The organism is Microbacterium sp. CIAB417 (assembly GCF_022788845.1).
The window spans coordinates 227,653-242,600 of the sequence record NZ_JAHZUT010000002.1 but is presented as its reverse complement, the minus strand read 5'-3'; the positions used below and the strand labels follow the sequence as shown (position 1 = coordinate 242,600).

Sequence of the window (14,948 nt, the reverse complement as noted above, 5' to 3'; positions counted from 1 at the left end):
ACGACAGCCGCGACGGGCGAGCGCGAAAGGGGGCGTTTCGGGGCGGGGCACTCTAGACGCCGCCACATCCGGGCACCAGCCTGCACCACCTCGACGCCGGACGTGCCTATCGTGAGGCATGGTCCCGAGCATCGTCGGGGTGGGCACGGCCGTGCCCGACACCCGGCTCACCCAGTCGCAGATCCGCGACCTCTTCCTCATGCAGCCGGGTCTCGACCGCCGCGCGCAACGGATCCTCGGCGCCGCCTTCGACGCCGCAGCCATCGACACGCGCCACACCGTGCTGGCATCGCTCTCCGGCGATGCCCCGCCGGAGGCTCTCGCGGTGCGTGAGGGCGACCTTCTGCTCGACCCGAGCACCGCCGCGCGCAACGCCGAGTTCCGCCGGCTCGTGCCCGACCTGTTCGCGCGGGCGGGCAGAGCAGCCCTGGCCGATGCCGGGGTCACGCCAGGCGAGGTGACGCACGTCGTCACCGTCAGCTGCACCGGACTGTTCGCCCCCGGCCCCGACATGCTGCTCGTGCGCGATCTGGGGCTGCGTCCGGAGACCGAGCGCTACCACCACGGGTTCGTCGGCTGCGCGGCCGCCGTCCCCGCACTGCGTGCGGCCCACCGCATCGCCGTTGCGCAGCCGGGCGCGGTCGTGCTCGTCGTCTGTGCGGAGCTGTGCTCGCTGCACCTGCGCGTCAGCGAGGACCCGGAGCAGATCGTCGCCGCATCCCTCTTCGCCGACGGAGCCGCGGCCGCCGTCGTGACCTCGCGGGAGCACGCGGGGCGCCGTTTCGAGCTGGACGAGTTCCGCACGGCGCTCAGCGACGACGGCGAGCACGACATGGTCTGGACCGTCGGCGACCACGGCTTCGAGATGACGCTGACGCCCGAGGTTCCCCGCATCGTGGGCCGCGAGGTCGCCGATGCGGTCGCGTACCTCGACGGCGCCACGGCGTGGGCGATCCACCCGGGCGGGCGCAGCGTGCTGGACCGGGTGGCCGGCGGACTCGGACTCACCGAGGAGCAGATGGCCCCGTCGCGTGAGGTGCTGCGCGCGTTCGGCAACATGTCCAGCGCGACCGTGCTGTTCATCCTCGACCGGATGCGGCGCGATCCCGCCCTCGCCGACGGCACGACTCTGGGGCTGTTGGCCTTCGGCCCCGGCCTCACGGTCGAGTCGGGGCGTCTGCTCGTGCGAGGCGACGCGTGAACCTCGCGGAGCGCGATGCGTCGCTCCGCGAGCTGATGGACGATCCGGCGTGCGACCCACGACTGCTCGCGGCCACGTATCGCCGCTTCGGTCTCGTGAACCGGCTGGTCGCGGGGTGGGCCGGTGTCTATCGGCGGACGCTCCGTCCCTATCTGGCCGGCCTCGAACGCCCGGCGCGCGTACTGGACCTGGGATGCGGCGGCGGGGATGTCGCGGCGCACCTGGCCGCGCTCGCCCGCGCCGACGGACTGCGGGTGCAGTGGATCGGCGCGGATCCCGACCCGCGCGCCATCGAGGCCGCGGCGGCACGTACCGCATCCGATGTGTCCTTCGTCTGCACCGACTCCGGCGCCCTGCGCGACAACGGTGAGCGCTTCGACGCGGTGCTCTCGAACCATGTGCTGCACCATCTGGATGCGAGGCAGCTCGCGGCGTTCGTCGACGACTCCGCCGCGCTGTCGACCGGCCTCGTGCTGCACGGCGACATCGAGCGGGGGCGCCTGGCGTACGCGCTCTACGGCGCCGGCATCCTGCCGCTGGCTCCCGGCACCTTCCTGCGCACCGATGGGCTCCGCTCGATCCGGCGCAGCTATCGGGCCGCCGAGCTCGCGTCGCGTCTGCCCGCGGGATGGCGCGTGGAACGCCCCGCCCGCTTCCGAGTGCTGGCCGTCAGGGACGCGCATGACTGAGGTCATCGTGATCGGTGCGGGTCCGGTCGGGCTGCTGCTCACAGCGGAGCTGCGCCGGCTCGGCGTGGACGTCAGCACGCTCGAGAAGCGCCCGGGACCCGGAGTCGGCACGCGGGCGATCGGCATCCATCCGCCGACGCTCGCAGCCCTCGAGGCCTCGGGCGCGACGGCGCGGCTGCTCGACGACGCGGTGCGCGTCGAACGCGGTGAGGCACGCACCGGCGGACGGCTGCTGGGCGCAGTGGACTTTCGCCGCCTGTCCGCGCGCTTCCCCTTCGTCGCAACCCTGCCCCAGCGCATGACCGAAGGCGTGCTGGCCGATCTCGCCGGGCCCGTCGAGCGCGGGATCACGGTGACCGCCGTGCACCACGACGGCGACCGGATGCGGGTGCGTACGGCCGACGGACGCGATCTCGCCGCGCGGCTCGTCATCGTCGCCAGCGGCTGGGGCGGCCGGTCGCTCGCGTACCGCTCCGCCGCGCTGCGGGTGCACGAGTACCGCGACCGCTACCTCATGACCGACACGACGCTCAGCGCCTCCGACCCGGTGGCGGTGATCCGACTCGACGCCGCCGGCGTCATGGAGTCCTTCCCGCTCCCCGGCTCCGCCCGCCGTTTCGTGCTGCACGACGCGGAAGGGGGCCCGGACGAGCCCGACGCTCGTTATGAGCGGATGCGGCGCGCCCTGCGCGAGCGCGGCGAGGATGAGGCCGCCGACCGGATGGAGGTCGTCACGGCCTTCCGGGTTCGACGTCTCGTCGCACCGCGCCTCCGGCGGGGCGGCCTGATCGTCGTCGGCGACGCGGCGCACGAGGTGAGCCCGATCGGCGGTCAGGGTATGAACCTCGGCCTGCTGGACGCGGCGACACTCGCCCCGATCGTCGCCGAGGGGATCCGCACCGGAACTCCCGCCTCCGCAGATCTCGCTCGCTGGGAGCGGCGCCGCGTGCGCTCCGCGCGGATCGCGGCCGCGATGGCGAGCGTGAACACCGCGCTCGGACGCCCGGCCGGTGCGGTGGCCCACCGCATCCGCGGCGGGACGCTCGGGATGCTGCTGCACAGCCCGGTCGGGGCCGTGCTCACGCGCGCCTATGCGATGGGTTTCGACGCCGACGCCGGCTGAGGTTGCCCACAGGCACCGGCGGCGGGCCAGCCGATCTGACAGCATTCATCCGTGAGTATGCGACGGTTCGGAATCCTCGGCACGCTGACCCTGGCCGCGGCGGCGCTGGTGTTGACAGCCTGCACCGCGGCGCCGAGCGACCCGCCCGAGCCGGCGGAATCGCCGAGCGCGATCACCACGCCGGCACCGTCCACCCCGCCCACTCCCGCCGCATCCGATGATGCCGCCGGCGGCCCCGTCGAGAGTTTCCGCGCCTGGTTCCAGGCCACCCGGACGCCCGACCCCGCCGCGGCGTGCGCGGCGCTCTCTCCCGCTCTGGCGGAGCGGATGCTCGCCGAGCTCAATCAGAACGGTCTCGCCCTCACGACCTGCGAGGAGATGATCCAGGCGACCTCGGAGCTCTACCGCGCCACCGGGCAGAGCGCCGACGTCGACGTGCAGGTGCAGTCGGAGACGGCCACCGACGCCACACTGTTCGTCACCTATGGGGCATCGGGCGATTGCGGCACCGTCGTCATGCACCGCGACGCGTCGTCGTGGATCATCACGGACGAATCGCGCGAGTGCGCCGGGTAGAACCGCTCAGGAGCTGAGCGATCCACCCGTCGCCACGAGCTGGATGGCGAGCAGGAGCGCCGCGCCCATCACGAGACGGAACACGATGCGTCCGGGGCGGCGCGCCCACGCGCATCCCACGGCGACGACCGCCACGCCGACGACAGCGGCGAAGAAGAGCCACGAGACGATCGGCGCCGCATCCCTCGCGGGACCCAGCCGCACCGCCGCCGCGCCGCCGATGATCCCGACCCCCGCCAGCGCACCCGACCAGCGCGCTCCGATCCGATGCGGAAGACCGCGGATGCCGGTGCGCTGATCGTCGTCGAGATCCGGCAGGACGTTGGCCAGGTGCACCGCCGCCCCCAGCGATGCGGCGCCTGCGCTCGCCCAGGGCGCCGCGAGCGCAGGCGCCGCAGCCGACAGTGTCGCCAGCGACGGCAGCAGGCCGAAGCTCACGAGGAACGGCACGATCGAGAACAGCGTCGCCTTCAACGGCGCGTTGTACAGCCATGCAGAGACGATCGTCACCGCCTGGGCGGCGACCAGCCCCCATCCGAGCGGAGCCGACAGCAGCAGCGCGCAGGCGACGGATGCGGCGGCGACCGTCCACGCGGTACGGAGGCGGGCGTCCCCGCGAGCGAGCGGCTTGTCGGCGCGGCCCACGGCCCGATCGCGGCCGGCGTCGATCGCATCGTTGGACAGGCCGATCGAAACCTGACCGGCGAAGACGGCGGCCGTCAGCAGCGCGATGCGCCACGGTGCGAGTCCGGCCGAGAGGCCGAGCGCCAGGGTGAGCACCGTCACGACCAGCGCGGGGCCCGGATGCGTGGAGGCCCAGAGCGCGCGCACGGTCGCCAGGGCTCGGGTCATGCTCCGACCGTAAGCGGCCGCACCCCTGTTGCCTCGCGGGTTGACGGCGACGCGCCGCTCAGTCGGTCGCGGCGAGCTGCGCCTGGATGCGGGTGATCGCCTCGCCCAGACGGCCCCGCGCGAGCAGGCCCCCGGCGACCAGCGGTCCCGATGCGTCGCGACCGACCTGCGGCAGCAGGCGCAGCGCGGCGCGCGTGTCCGGGCCGAGAAGAGCGAGCTGCCCGTCGATCTCGGCCTCGAACGAGCCGGAAGTCGCCGCACCCGCCGCCACGGCGGCATAGGCCGCAGCACCCAGCGCGTGCGCACCCATGTGCGCGACGCCGGCCGCCTGTGCCGCGGAGCGGGCGGCCGCGACAGCCGGGGCTCCGGTCACCGCGTGCGCGGCGCGGCCGGCGACGAACCGTCGCTTGATCTCGCCCGCCGCATCCAGCTCTCCGCGCGCGTACGCCCGGGCTCGGGCGATGGCGTCGCGAGGCCGATCGTCATCGGGAGCCTCCGCCTCGAACAGGGCGAGCACGCGCTCGGCGCACGCCGCCGCCCAGGCCGCGACCAGGCGACGGTCGGCGTCGTCGAGTGCCTGCGGCGATGACATCTCTCCTGTCTACACCGCATCCGCCCGACGGCACACGATCGCGCCGACCGGACGTTCACCCCGGGCCGCGCGACGATGCGTCTCGAGGATCTCGAACCCCGCACCCACCAGGCGTCGTTCCAGTTCTGCGGCGGGCCAGCGCCACGCGGCGACGCCCCCACGCCCCGTCAGGAGATCTCCCTCCCGCAGGACGATTCGTGGGGGATCATCCTGCACCGTGGCGATCTCCTGATGAGGGATGCGGCGCAGACGGCACCTCAGATCCAGCCGCGCTCCTGCGCGCGCAGCAGCGCCTGCTGCCGCGTCTCGAGGTGCAGCTTGCCGAGGATCGACGACACGTGATTGCGCACGGTGCCCGGAGACAGATGCAGCGCGCGGGCGATCGTGGCGATGGTCTGCCCCTGGGCACCTGCACGCAGCACGTCGAGCTCCCGATCGGTGAGGGGGCTCCGCTCGTCGGCGAGCGCGTCGGCGGCGATCTCGGGATCGACGTACCGGCGTCCCGCGGCGACCTGACGGATGACGTCGGCGACGTCCTGCGCCGGCCGCGACTTCGGCAGGAATCCGTCGACCCCCGCCTGCAGTGCACGCCGGAGCACGCCCGGTCGCGCGTGCCGCGTCACCGCGACGACGCGCGAGCGCGTCTGCTTGCGCACCCGCGCCGCCGCATCGATGCCGTCCAGACCCGGCATCTCGACATCGAAGAGGCAGACGTCCGGATGCAGGCGCAGCGCTGCCGCCACCGCCTGTTCGCCGTCGACGCACTCGCCGACCACCTCGATATCCGGCTCCAACCGCAGCAGCGCGGCGAGCGCCGTGCGGATCATGTCCTCGTCGTCGGCGATGAGCACCCGGATCATGCGCTCACCCCCGTCGGCACGCGCGCGTCCAGGACGAACACATCGTCGTCGAGCTCGGTCACGAGCGATCCCCCTGCCTCGGCCAGACGCGCTGTCATGCCGTCGATCCCCGCGCCCTCGCCTGCCGCCGCACCGCCGCGGTCGTTCTCCGCGCGGTACCGCCAGCCGCCGCCGTCGCGCTCCAGCGAGAGCCGGGCGAAGCGGCCGCCGCCGTGCTTGAGGATGTTGGTGGTGCTCTCCCGCACGACCGGCCCGAGCGCGTCGCTTGGCGCGCCTGCGGCATCCGGGCTCACGGTCAGCTCGACACTGAGCCCCGCCGCACGCAGGAGGTCGGCGGCGTTGGCCAGCTCGTCCGGCAGCGGAACGCCGCGGAAGCGCGCGGCGAGCGCCCTCGTGCCCACACGGGCCTCATCGACCTCGCGGCGCGCGGCGCGGATGTGCTCGAGAGCGGCGGGCGGGTCCGCGCTCAGGCGTTCGGCGAGCTCGAGTTGCAGCGCGACCACCTGCAGATGGTGGCCTTGCAGATCGTGCACATCGCTCGCGAGGCGCAGCCGTTCCTGGGTCGCCGCGAGGTTCGCCTCGGTGAGGCGGGCGCGGTCGAGCTCGCGCACGATGTCCCACCACCAGAGCATGCTGACGACGGTGATCGGCAACGCGACGGGGAACATGAACAGCACGAAGATCGGGCCGTAGACCAGCGTCGCCTCGCCCTCCACCGCCCGCAGGTACTCGATCACCGCGATGACGGCGAGCACGACGGTCACCAGGCCCGTGACACGGGCGCGGACGCCGCGCGGCCAGGGCAGGGTGCACACGAGCGCTCCCACCAGCGCCAGCGGCAGCGTGATGCTGCTGGTCACGAGCCCGATCGCGATAGCCGCTGACGCGCCGAGGCCGAAAGCGGCGAGGCGCATCCATCGGCGACTTCCGGCCGCATCCGCCCGGAAGTAGTCGAGGCCCGTCATGACGAACGCCACGAGCCAGGCGAGGGATGCGGCCGCGAACACGGCCAGCTCCGGGGCGGGCTCGGTGACCCACGTCGGGATGGCCCACACCGTCAGCGTGCCGACGGCGAAGAACACGGCGGACGAGAACGTATACCACCACGTCGCGCGCACGCCACGGCCGACGGCGGGCTCGGCGGCGGCCAGGGGTGATGAAGCACTCACGCCGACCAGGCTACGGGCATGACAAAAGTCACGGCCGGCCCGCCCTTTCCTCCTCACCGGAGGTGACGCGGCGGCACTGCCGACGCAGGGCGACCGCCGGTGGGATGGAGACGTACCCCCGACCGCGCATCCCACCACGACGGAGCCGACATGCACGATCTCATCGCAGGATTCCAGAACCTCATCGCCACGGTCCCCGAGCTGGTGCAGCCGCTCATCGTCGCACTCGCGGGCGCCGTTCCGTTCGTCGAGGGCGAGGGTGCGACCGTCATCGGCATCGTCGGCGGCATCCACCCGATCGTCGCGGCCGTGGCCGCCGCTGTCGGCAACTTCGTCTGCGTGGCGATCGTGGTGCTGGTGGGCGCAGGCGTCCGATCGGCCGTGACCTCCGGTCGCACGGCCGCCGCGAGCGGCCAGGTGGCGGAGACCTCGCCGCGTCGCGAGAAGTTCCAGCGGGCCTTCGTGCGCTACGGCGTGCCGGGAGTGAGCCTGCTCGGACCGCTGCTGCTTCCGACGCAGCTCACGTCCGCGATGCTCGCCGGCGCCGGGGTCACCAAGGGGCGCATCCTCGTGTGGCAGGCCATCGCCATCACGATGTGGACCACGATCGCGACCCTCATCGTCACCGGCGTGTGGGCCTTTGCCGGCATCCTCTGAGCATGGAGGAGGCCCCGCGTCCGTCGGGATGCGGGGCCTCCTCTCGTCGATCAGTCGTCCAGCAGCTCGGCCTCGATGACATCGTCATCGTCGGAAGCGGACTCGGATGCGGCCGCGCCGGTGCTCGTCAGCACGAGCTGCGAGCCGTCGGCGGCGACATCCACCCGTACGACGTCGCCGTCGTGCACGCCGCCCGAGAGGATCGCCATCGCGAGGCGGTCCTGGATCTCGGACTGGATGAGCCGGCGCAGCGGCCGGGCACCGAACACCGGGTCGTAGCCGCGCTCGGCGAGCCAGGCGCGGGCATCCGGGGTGACCGCGAGCGTGAGGCGGCGGTCCTTCAGCCGGCGCTGGAGCGCATCGACCGACAGCTCCACGATCTGCGCGAGGTCGTCCTGGCTCAGCGCCTGGAACATCACGATGTCGTCGAGACGGTTGAGGAACTCGGGCCGGAACGCCTGCCGCAGTAGAACCTGCACCTGCTCGCGCTTCTGTTCGAGCGTCAGCGTCGGGTCGATGAGGATCGGCGAGCCGAGGTTCGAGGTGAGGATCAGGATGACGTTGCGGAAGTCGACCGTGCGCCCCTGACCGTCGGTCAGGCGACCGTCGTCCATGACCTGCAGCAGCACGTCGAAGACCTCCGGATGCGCCTTCTCGACCTCATCCAGCAGCACCACCGAGTACGGACGACGACGCACGGCCTCGGTCAGCTGACCGCCCTGCTCGTAGCCGATGTATCCGGGAGGAGCACCGACGAGGCGAGATACGGAGTGCTTCTCCCCGTACTCGGACATGTCGATGCGCACCATCGCGTGCTCGTCGTCGAAGAGGAACTCGGCGAGCGCCTTCGCGAGCTCGGTCTTGCCGACACCTGTGGGCCCGAGGAACAGGAACGAACCGGTGGGTCGGTTCGGGTCGCTGATGCCCGCACGCGAGCGGCGCACCGCATCCGAGACCGCCTTCACGGCCTCCTTCTGACCGATCAGACGCTTGCCGAGCTCCGCCTCCAGACGCACGAGCTTCTCGCTCTCGCCCTGCAGCAGACGCCCCACCGGGATGCCGGTCCACGCGGCGATCACCGAGGCGATGTCCTCGTCGGTGACCTGATCGTTCACCATGCGGTCGCCGGTCGACTCGGCCTGCTCGGCCACTCCGAGCTCGCGCTCGAGCGCCGGGATCTCGGCGTACAGCAGCCGCGACGCACGCTCGAGGTTGCCCTCGCGCTGCGCACGCTCGGCGTCGATGCGGGCCGCATCCAGTCGGGTCTTGAGTTCACCGACGCGGTTGAGCGAGGCACGCTCGTGCTCCCAGCGGGCCTGCAACTCGCCGAGGCGTTCCTGCTCGACGCGCAGGTCTTCACGCAGCTTCTCGAGACGTTCCTTCGAGGCCGCGTCCTTCTCCTTCTTGAGCGCGAGCTCCTCCAGCTTCAGCCGGTCGACGTGACGACGCAGCTCGTCGATCTCCAGCGGCGCGGAGTCGATCTCCATGCGCAGACGCGACGCGGCCTCGTCGATCAGGTCGATCGCCTTGTCGGGCAGCTGGCGCGACGGGATGTAGCGGTTCGACAGCGCGGCAGCGGCGACGAGGGCACCGTCGGCGATGGCCACCTTGTGGTGGGCCTCGTAGCGCTCCTTCAGTCCGCGCAGGATCGCGACGGTGTCCTCGACCGTCGGCTCGCCCACGTACACCTGCTGGAAGCGGCGTTCGAGGGCCGCATCCTTCTCGATGAACTCGCGGTACTCGTCGAGGGTCGTGGCGCCGATCAGGCGCAGCTCACCGCGCGCGAGCATGGGCTTGAGCATGTTGGATGCGGCGACCGAGCCCTCGCCGCCACCCGCACCCATGAGCACGTGCAGCTCGTCGATGAAGGTGATGATGCGACCGTCGGACTCGGTGATCTCCTTCAGCACGCTCTTGAGGCGCTCCTCGAACTGGCCGCGGTACATGGCACCGGCGACGAGCGCCGAGATGTCGAGGGAGACGAGCTCCTTGTTCTTGAGGCTCTCGGCGACGTCGCCCGCGACGATGCGCTGAGCGAGCCCCTCGACCACGGCGGTCTTTCCGACGCCGGGCTCGCCGATGAGGACGGGGTTGTTCTTGGTGCGCCGGGTCAGCACCTGGCTGACGCGCCGGATCTCGCTGTCGCGCCCGATGACGGGATCGAGCTTGCCCTGACGGGCGCGCTCGGTGAGGTTGATGCCGAACTGCTCGAGGGCGCTCTGCGACTCCTCCTGCCCGGGCTGTTGTGTGGCGTTCATGTGTTCTCCTGAAATCTCCGGGACTCAAACTTGAGTCTCACGGGCTCAAGTTTATCACCGGGGCCCTCCGGGCACCAGGGGGGACCGCAGATGAGCGTTCGTCACGTAGCCGCCCCGGCGATCGACGCAACGACTACGGTGCTGCGGGTGATCCGCCGAGCCTCGCGCAGACCCCTGACGACCCGCATGCTCCTGGGACTCGTGTGGATCGTGTGCGTCATCTTTGCCGCGATCGGCGCCCGCGCCGCGGCCAAGGGCGAGCTGTATCGCAACCGCAGCATCCTGCGCGTGGTCAACTGAACCGCACCGGGCTGCGCACCACCGCGCAGCCCGGGACTCAGGCGACGGCCGCGATCGGCTCCTCCACCGGGCACGCGAAGCGCGCCCGGTAGGCGGTCGGCGTCGTCGACAGCACGCGGGTGAAGTTCTGCCGCAGCACAGCCGCGGATCCGAACCCGCACTCGGCGGCGATACGGTCGAGCCCGTAGTCCGTCTGCTCGAGCAGGCGCTGCGCGTGCAGCACCCGCTGGCGGGCGAGCCAGGACGCCGGCGTCGCGCCGAGGTCGGCCTTGAACCGCCGCGCGAACGTTCGGGGCGACATGTGCGCCTTCGCGGCGAGCTGTTCGACCGACAGATCCTGGCGCAGGTTCTGCACCATCCACTCCGTCACGGGAGCGAGCGAGAGCGACGCGGTCTGCGCGAGCGGGCGCGAGATGAACTGCGCCTGCCCACCCTCGCGCTGCGGGGCCACGACCATGCGGCGCGCGATGGTGTTGGTCGCCTCGGCGCCGAGCTCCTGCCGAAGCAGATGCAGGCACGCATCCAGTCCCGCCGCCGTCCCCGCGCTCGTGATGACCTTGCCGTCCTGCACGTAGAGCACGTCCGGGTCGATGTCGAGGCTCGGGTACATCTCGGACATGCGATCCGTGTACTTCCAGTGCGTCGTAGCTCGGCGCCCGTCGAGAACACCGGATGCGGCGAGCACGAACGACCCGCTGCACACGCTTAGCAGCCACGCGTTGCGGCGCTCCGCGCGGCGCAGCACGTCGGCGAGCCGCGCGTCGATCGTGCCCCAGGTGTCGCGCGGAACCGGCGTGACGACCACGAGGTCGGCCTCGTCGGCGAACGAGAGATCGTGCTCGACATTGATCGAGAACCCGAGGTTGGACATGATCGCGCCCGGCTCGATGGCGCAGACGCGGAAGTCGAACATCGGGATGCCGTCGTCAGTGCGATCGAGGCCGAACGCCTCGCATGCCAAGCCGAATTCGAACGGGGTGAATCCGTTCTGGACGACGACGGCGACAGTTCTCATGGGATCTCCCGGGTTGGCAGAATTAACGCGCTTATGGGCAATCCTGCCAGTCGTGGCACGATCACACAACACGTAGCTTTTCTGCCATGATCGCACTCATCGTCCTCGGCATCCTCTCGATCGTGGCCATCGTCGGCACCGTCATCGCCGTCGCGCGAGACGGCTACGGCCCGGTGCGCACCGACTGGAGCCGCCTTCCCGACCGCGACGACCGCGTCGCCCCGGTGACCCCCGCATCCTCCGCGGCACCCTCCTCCGCCCCCACAACCGCTGTTCAAGGGACCCGTGTTGCGGGACCGGCGCCCGAAACGCCGCACATCGCGTCCCTCGAACACCAAGCGACACCGACCACCCCCGTTCAAGGGACTCGTGTTGCGGTCCCCGCGTCCGAAACACCCCGCCTCGCGTCCCTCGAACACGCCCGCTCCACCGCGTCGGCGTGACCTCCGGTCGGCGCCCCGCCTCACCAGTTCGAGGGACCTGTGTTGCGGGACCGGCGCCCGAAACACCGCACATCGCGTCCCTCGAACACGCGGGTCCTCACGCTCCCGTATGACCGCAGCCCGCGCGACGGGATGCGGGTCAGCGACGCGACGCGCGGGGGTGCGGCCTCATGGCGCGCACCGTATCGAGCAGGATGCGGGCCGAGCGCTCCCACGAGAACCGCGCCACGTGCTCCCGACCGGCGGCGATCGTTGCGGCACGCACGTCGGGATCGTCCAGCTTCGCGACGGCCGCGGCGAACGCCCACGGGTCGTGTGGATCGACGTACAGGGCACCGCCGCCGGCCACCTCGCGGAAGATCTCGAGGTCGGTGACGACAGCGGGCACGCCCAGCTCGAGCGCCTCGGCGATGGGCAGGCCGTAGCCCTCGTCGAGGCTCGTCGTCGCGAGCACCGCACGGTCGGCGAGCAGGCGCGCGTACGTCTCGTCGCTCACGCCGTCGTGGAACACGATGTCGGCACCCTCGGGCGCCATCGCCTCGAGCTCGGCGCGGCGCTCGGTCGAGATGCGGCTGAGCAGGTGCAGGGTGCGGCCCGGAAGCGACGCCATCGCGCGCACCAGGTTGCCCACGTTCTTGTACGGCATGAACGAGCCCATGTAGACGACGTTGCGCACGGTTCCACTCGCATCAACCGCGGTGCCGTCGAGGCGGTCGGCCAGGCGCTGCGGGGCGTTGGGGATCACGACGACCGGGCGCGATGTGAGGTTCACGGCCGCGAACTGCCGCTTGCTCGTCTCACTGACCGTGGCCACCACATCCGCGGCGTTGAGCGTGAGCCGCTGCGGGAGATAGCTGAGGTGGAACAGTCGCCAGCCCAGACGCACCGGGGCGGGCAGGTCCTTGGGGGGTGTGCGATGGCGGTAGTAGATCGTGTCGTGCAGTGTGAGGATGACACGGTAGCGGCGCCCACCCGCGCCGATCGTCTGCATCGGGGAGAAGACGACATCCGGCGAGAACCGGTTGAGGAGCCGGGCCGTGAAGGGCTCACGCCACGAGGTCGGCGCGTGGATCGCGAGCGTCTGCGCTCCATCGGGCAGCAGCGGGATCTGCCGGGCGTCGTGCACGAGGAAGGTCACCTCGACGCCGGCGTCCGCCGCGGCCGCCGACACCGCCGCGGCGAGCTCCGCGGAGTAACGGCTGATGCCGTCGTGGAAGTCCGTGCGGATGTACCGCGCGTCGAAGAACAGCCGAAGCGGCTCGGCTGCCGTCACGGCGCGACCGGCTGGCCCCGGTAGAGCTTCTCGAAGGTGTCGAGGGTGCGCGCGATGTCGTGGATCTCGACGCCCTTCAGCGACGCCTCCTGCATCGCGCGATACTCGTCGGGGGATGCGGTGAGCACCCGCGTGAGCTTCTCGGCGAGGTCATCGGCGTTCTGCGGCCGGAAGAGCCAGCCGTTCTCGCCGTCGTGCACGAGGTGCGGGAGGGCCAGAGCGTCGGCGGCGACGACGGGAAGACCCGAGGCCATCGCCTCCATGGTGGCGATCGACTGCAGCTCGGCGATCGAGGGCATCGCGAAGACGGAGGCACGGGTGAGGATGCGGCGCAGCTCCTCCTCTTCGACACGACCGTAGAAGGTCACGCGGTCGGCGAGCCCGAGCTGCTGCACGAGGGCGTCCAGCGACCTGCGCTGGTCGCCGCCGCCGACGATCTCGACGGTGGCGTTGAGAGCGGGGTCGAGCTTGGTGACGGCCTGCAGCAGGGTGTCGACGTGCTTCTCGGTGGTGAGGCGCCCGACGAACAGGATGCGGTTACCGTCGCGCGGGGACAGATCCGCCGTGTACCCGGAGGCATCGATGCCGCAGCTGATCGGGATGACGCCGTGGATGTCGATCGTCGCCTCGAGGAAGTCGGCCGCGCGGCGCGTGGGGGTGGTGACCGCGCGCGCCATGTCGAAGGTGCGCGACGCGTCGTCCCATGCGAGCTTGACGAAGACCTTGTCGAGCACGGGCGGCAGCGTCGTGAAGTCGAGGATGTTCTCGGCCATGACGTGGTTGGTGGCGACGACCGGGATGCCGCGCTTGCGCGCCTCTCGCGCGAGGCCGCGACCGATGACGATGTGGGACTGGATGTGCACGACGTCGGGCTTCACGCTGTCGAGCACCTGACGCGCGTAGTGCTTGGAGCGCCACGGCCACACGAAACGGAGCCAGTCGTGCGGCTTCCATCGCACAGCCGGCAGCCGGTGCACGGTGACCGGCACGCCCTCGATGATCTCGGTCGCCGGCGGGTACGTGCGGTACTTGAGGCCGGGGGCGACGACGTGCACGTCGTGACCACGGCTCGTCAGACCGGCAGAGAGGCGCTCGGCGAAACGTGCGGCACCGTTCACGTCGGGAGCGAACGTGTCGCAGCCCATGACGATCGTGAGGGGGCGGTCGGTATCGGGCGCCGGTTCGGGGACATCGGGCGTCGAGGGGGTAGTCACGTGTGGTGGCTGCCTCTCTGGGGGGATCGTTTTGCGGGGTGCGCAGGCATCCCGAGTCTACCGGAGCCCTCCCGAGCACCACCGAGGCACCCCGCCTACTCTGGTTGTCATGATGCGATTGCAGGCCGACGCCGACGAAGCCCAGTGGGTTCCCGTCACCGAATCGTTGGGGCTGCGGGGCCGTCGTCACCGCAAGAAGGCGCTACGGATGCTGATGGCACAGGGCTCGCTCGCCGCGGGCGCCGAGCAGCGCACAGGCGGCGGCTTCGCCGCCTGGCTCATGAGCCAGGCGACGCCGTTGCTCATGCGACGGGCCGCCGGACGCGTCCTGGCGTGGATGTGGCGCGCCGACCCGGAGCTCGTCGTCGTGCTCGCGCAGGTGCAGGAGGCCACCCCGCAATTGCGGACGGCGCGCGCCATGATGCCCATGGAGTACGACGACACCGAGGACTTCCGCAATCCGCACCTCGGCACCGGCGAGCGTCTGCTGATGGACCTTCCGTCGAACCCCAAGGCGCCGCCGTTCGCGACCTACACCTGGGACATCGGCACGCACCTCGTCACGCTGACCGCCGTCTTCGGCAACCGGGAGCGGGTGAGAACCGCCGTCCCGGCGGTGGACGCTCTCGCCCGCACGCTGCGAGCGGTCGATGACCTACCGATCGGCGAGTCGCCCGACATCCTCCGCATCGACCCGGCCTGACCGCCCGGTCTCGACCGACCGGG

16 protein-coding genes are annotated in these 14,948 nt (G+C 71.3%); 8 read left to right on the top strand and 8 right to left on the bottom strand.

Annotated features, from left to right (window positions below; genetic code table 11):
* The first annotated feature begins 118 nt into the window (after nt 1–118).
* The 4 genes from KYX17_RS07860 to KYX17_RS07845 are packed head-to-tail and all read left to right on the top strand — an operon-like array spanning nt 119 to nt 3,589.
* Nucleotides 119–1,201 (top strand): type III polyketide synthase, encoded by a 1,083-nt coding sequence (locus KYX17_RS07860; RefSeq protein WP_243226425.1) that lies wholly within the window; start codon nt 119–121, stop codon nt 1,199–1,201.
* Nucleotides 1,198–1,890, top strand: a complete 693-nt coding sequence (locus tag KYX17_RS07855; protein WP_243226424.1) for a methyltransferase domain-containing protein — start codon at nt 1,198–1,200, stop codon at nt 1,888–1,890. Before KYX17_RS07860 ends, KYX17_RS07855 begins: the two co-directional genes overlap by 4 nt.
* Nucleotides 1,883–3,013, top strand: a complete 1,131-nt coding sequence (locus tag KYX17_RS07850; protein WP_243226423.1) for an NAD(P)/FAD-dependent oxidoreductase — start codon at nt 1,883–1,885, stop codon at nt 3,011–3,013. The genes KYX17_RS07855 and KYX17_RS07850 overlap by 8 nt, the downstream gene beginning before the upstream one ends.
* A 57-nt stretch (nt 3,014–3,070) precedes the next feature.
* Nucleotides 3,071–3,589 (top strand): hypothetical protein, encoded by a 519-nt coding sequence (locus KYX17_RS07845; RefSeq protein WP_374208943.1) that lies wholly within the window; start codon nt 3,071–3,073, stop codon nt 3,587–3,589.
* A gap of 6 nt (nt 3,590–3,595) precedes the next feature.
* On the opposite strand, the gene KYX17_RS07840 is transcribed toward KYX17_RS07845, so the two are convergent.
* The 4 genes from KYX17_RS07840 to KYX17_RS32235 all read right to left on the bottom strand — a co-directional run bounded on the left by KYX17_RS07840 (nt 3,596) and on the right by KYX17_RS32235 (nt 7,062).
* Complete coding sequence (locus KYX17_RS07840) at nt 3,596–4,441, bottom strand: UbiA family prenyltransferase (RefSeq protein ID WP_243226420.1); 846 nt, start codon at nt 4,439–4,441, stop codon at nt 3,596–3,598.
* 58 nt (nt 4,442–4,499) lie between these two features.
* Nucleotides 4,500–5,033 (bottom strand): putative immunity protein, encoded by a 534-nt coding sequence (locus KYX17_RS07835; protein ID WP_243226419.1) that lies wholly within the window; start codon nt 5,031–5,033, stop codon nt 4,500–4,502.
* Between the two features lie 257 nt (nt 5,034–5,290).
* A complete protein-coding gene (locus KYX17_RS07830; protein WP_243226418.1) occupies nt 5,291–5,893 on the bottom strand; it encodes a response regulator transcription factor in 603 nt (200 codons plus the stop codon).
* On the bottom strand, nt 5,890–7,062 hold the full coding sequence (locus tag KYX17_RS32235; protein WP_243226417.1) for a sensor histidine kinase: 1,173 nt from the start codon (nt 7,060–7,062) through the stop codon (nt 5,890–5,892). Before KYX17_RS32235 ends, KYX17_RS07830 begins: the two co-directional genes overlap by 4 nt.
* Nucleotides 7,063–7,212: 150 nt before the next feature.
* On the opposite strand from KYX17_RS32235, the gene KYX17_RS07820 reads away from it, so the two are divergent.
* Nucleotides 7,213–7,719 carry a small multidrug efflux protein gene (locus KYX17_RS07820; RefSeq protein ID WP_243226416.1) on the top strand — a complete coding sequence of 169 codons (507 nt, stop codon included), beginning with the start codon at nt 7,213–7,215 and terminating at the stop codon, nt 7,717–7,719.
* Nucleotides 7,720–7,769: 50 nt separating this feature from the next.
* Here the strand turns inward: KYX17_RS07820 and KYX17_RS07815 are convergent, their stop codons facing one another.
* A complete protein-coding gene (locus KYX17_RS07815; RefSeq protein ID WP_243226415.1) occupies nt 7,770–9,977 on the bottom strand; it encodes an ATP-dependent Clp protease ATP-binding subunit in 2,208 nt (735 codons plus the stop codon).
* A 147-nt stretch (nt 9,978–10,124) separates the two neighbouring features.
* Between KYX17_RS07815 and KYX17_RS07810 the strand changes: the two genes are divergently transcribed.
* Complete coding sequence (locus KYX17_RS07810) at nt 10,125–10,277, top strand: hypothetical protein (RefSeq protein WP_243226414.1); 153 nt, start codon at nt 10,125–10,127, stop codon at nt 10,275–10,277.
* Between the two features lie 37 nt (nt 10,278–10,314).
* Here KYX17_RS07810 and KYX17_RS07805 read toward each other — a convergent pair whose 3' ends face one another.
* Complete coding sequence (locus KYX17_RS07805) at nt 10,315–11,292, bottom strand: helix-turn-helix domain-containing protein (RefSeq protein WP_243226413.1); 978 nt, start codon at nt 11,290–11,292, stop codon at nt 10,315–10,317.
* Nucleotides 11,293–11,378: 86 nt separating this feature from the next.
* Between KYX17_RS07805 and KYX17_RS07800 the strand changes: the two genes are divergently transcribed.
* Entirely contained in the window at nt 11,379–11,735 is a 357-nt protein-coding gene (locus KYX17_RS07800; protein ID WP_243226412.1) for a hypothetical protein, read from the top strand.
* Between the two features lie 139 nt (nt 11,736–11,874).
* Here KYX17_RS07800 and KYX17_RS07795 read toward each other — a convergent pair whose 3' ends face one another.
* Together KYX17_RS07795 and KYX17_RS07790 are read right to left on the bottom strand one after the other, a co-directional pair.
* Nucleotides 11,875–13,008, bottom strand: a complete 1,134-nt coding sequence (locus KYX17_RS07795; protein ID WP_243226411.1) for a glycosyltransferase family 1 protein — start codon at nt 13,006–13,008, stop codon at nt 11,875–11,877.
* Nucleotides 13,005–14,222: a glycosyltransferase gene (locus KYX17_RS07790; RefSeq protein WP_243226410.1), complete on the bottom strand. Its 1,218-nt coding sequence runs from the start codon at nt 14,220–14,222 to the stop codon at nt 13,005–13,007. Before KYX17_RS07790 ends, KYX17_RS07795 begins: the two co-directional genes overlap by 4 nt.
* A gap of 109 nt (nt 14,223–14,331) precedes the next feature.
* On the opposite strand from KYX17_RS07790, the gene KYX17_RS07785 reads away from it, so the two are divergent.
* The gene (locus tag KYX17_RS07785; RefSeq protein ID WP_243226408.1) at nt 14,332–14,925 is read left to right on the top strand and encodes a hypothetical protein; all 594 of its coding nucleotides are present in this window, start codon (nt 14,332–14,334) and stop codon (nt 14,923–14,925) included.
* Nucleotides 14,926–14,948 lie beyond the last annotated feature (23 nt).

Bases quoted from the DNA above. Each gene is read 5' to 3' on its own strand.
- KYX17_RS07860 (WP_243226425.1), top strand. From the start codon at position 119: ATGGTCCCGAGCATCGTCGGGGTGGGCACGGCCGTGCCCGACACCCGG.
- KYX17_RS07850 (WP_243226423.1), top strand. From the start codon at position 1,883: ATGACTGAGGTCATCGTGATCGGTGCGGGTCCGGTCGGGCTGCTGCTC.
- KYX17_RS07845 (WP_374208943.1), top strand. From the start codon at position 3,071: ATGCGACGGTTCGGAATCCTCGGCACGCTGACCCTGGCCGCGGCGGCG.
- KYX17_RS07840 (WP_243226420.1), bottom strand. From the start codon at position 4,441: ATGACCCGAGCCCTGGCGACCGTGCGCGCGCTCTGGGCCTCCACGCAT.
- KYX17_RS07835 (WP_243226419.1), bottom strand. From the start codon at position 5,033: ATGTCATCGCCGCAGGCACTCGACGACGCCGACCGTCGCCTGGTCGCG.
- KYX17_RS07830 (WP_243226418.1), bottom strand. From the start codon at position 5,893: ATGATCCGGGTGCTCATCGCCGACGACGAGGACATGATCCGCACGGCG.
- KYX17_RS07820 (WP_243226416.1), top strand. From the start codon at position 7,213: ATGCACGATCTCATCGCAGGATTCCAGAACCTCATCGCCACGGTCCCC.
- KYX17_RS07815 (WP_243226415.1), bottom strand. From the start codon at position 9,977: ATGAACGCCACACAACAGCCCGGGCAGGAGGAGTCGCAGAGCGCCCTC.
- KYX17_RS07805 (WP_243226413.1), bottom strand. From the start codon at position 11,292: ATGAGAACTGTCGCCGTCGTCGTCCAGAACGGATTCACCCCGTTCGAA.
- KYX17_RS07800 (WP_243226412.1), top strand. From the start codon at position 11,379: ATGATCGCACTCATCGTCCTCGGCATCCTCTCGATCGTGGCCATCGTC.
- KYX17_RS07785 (WP_243226408.1), top strand. From the start codon at position 14,332: ATGATGCGATTGCAGGCCGACGCCGACGAAGCCCAGTGGGTTCCCGTC.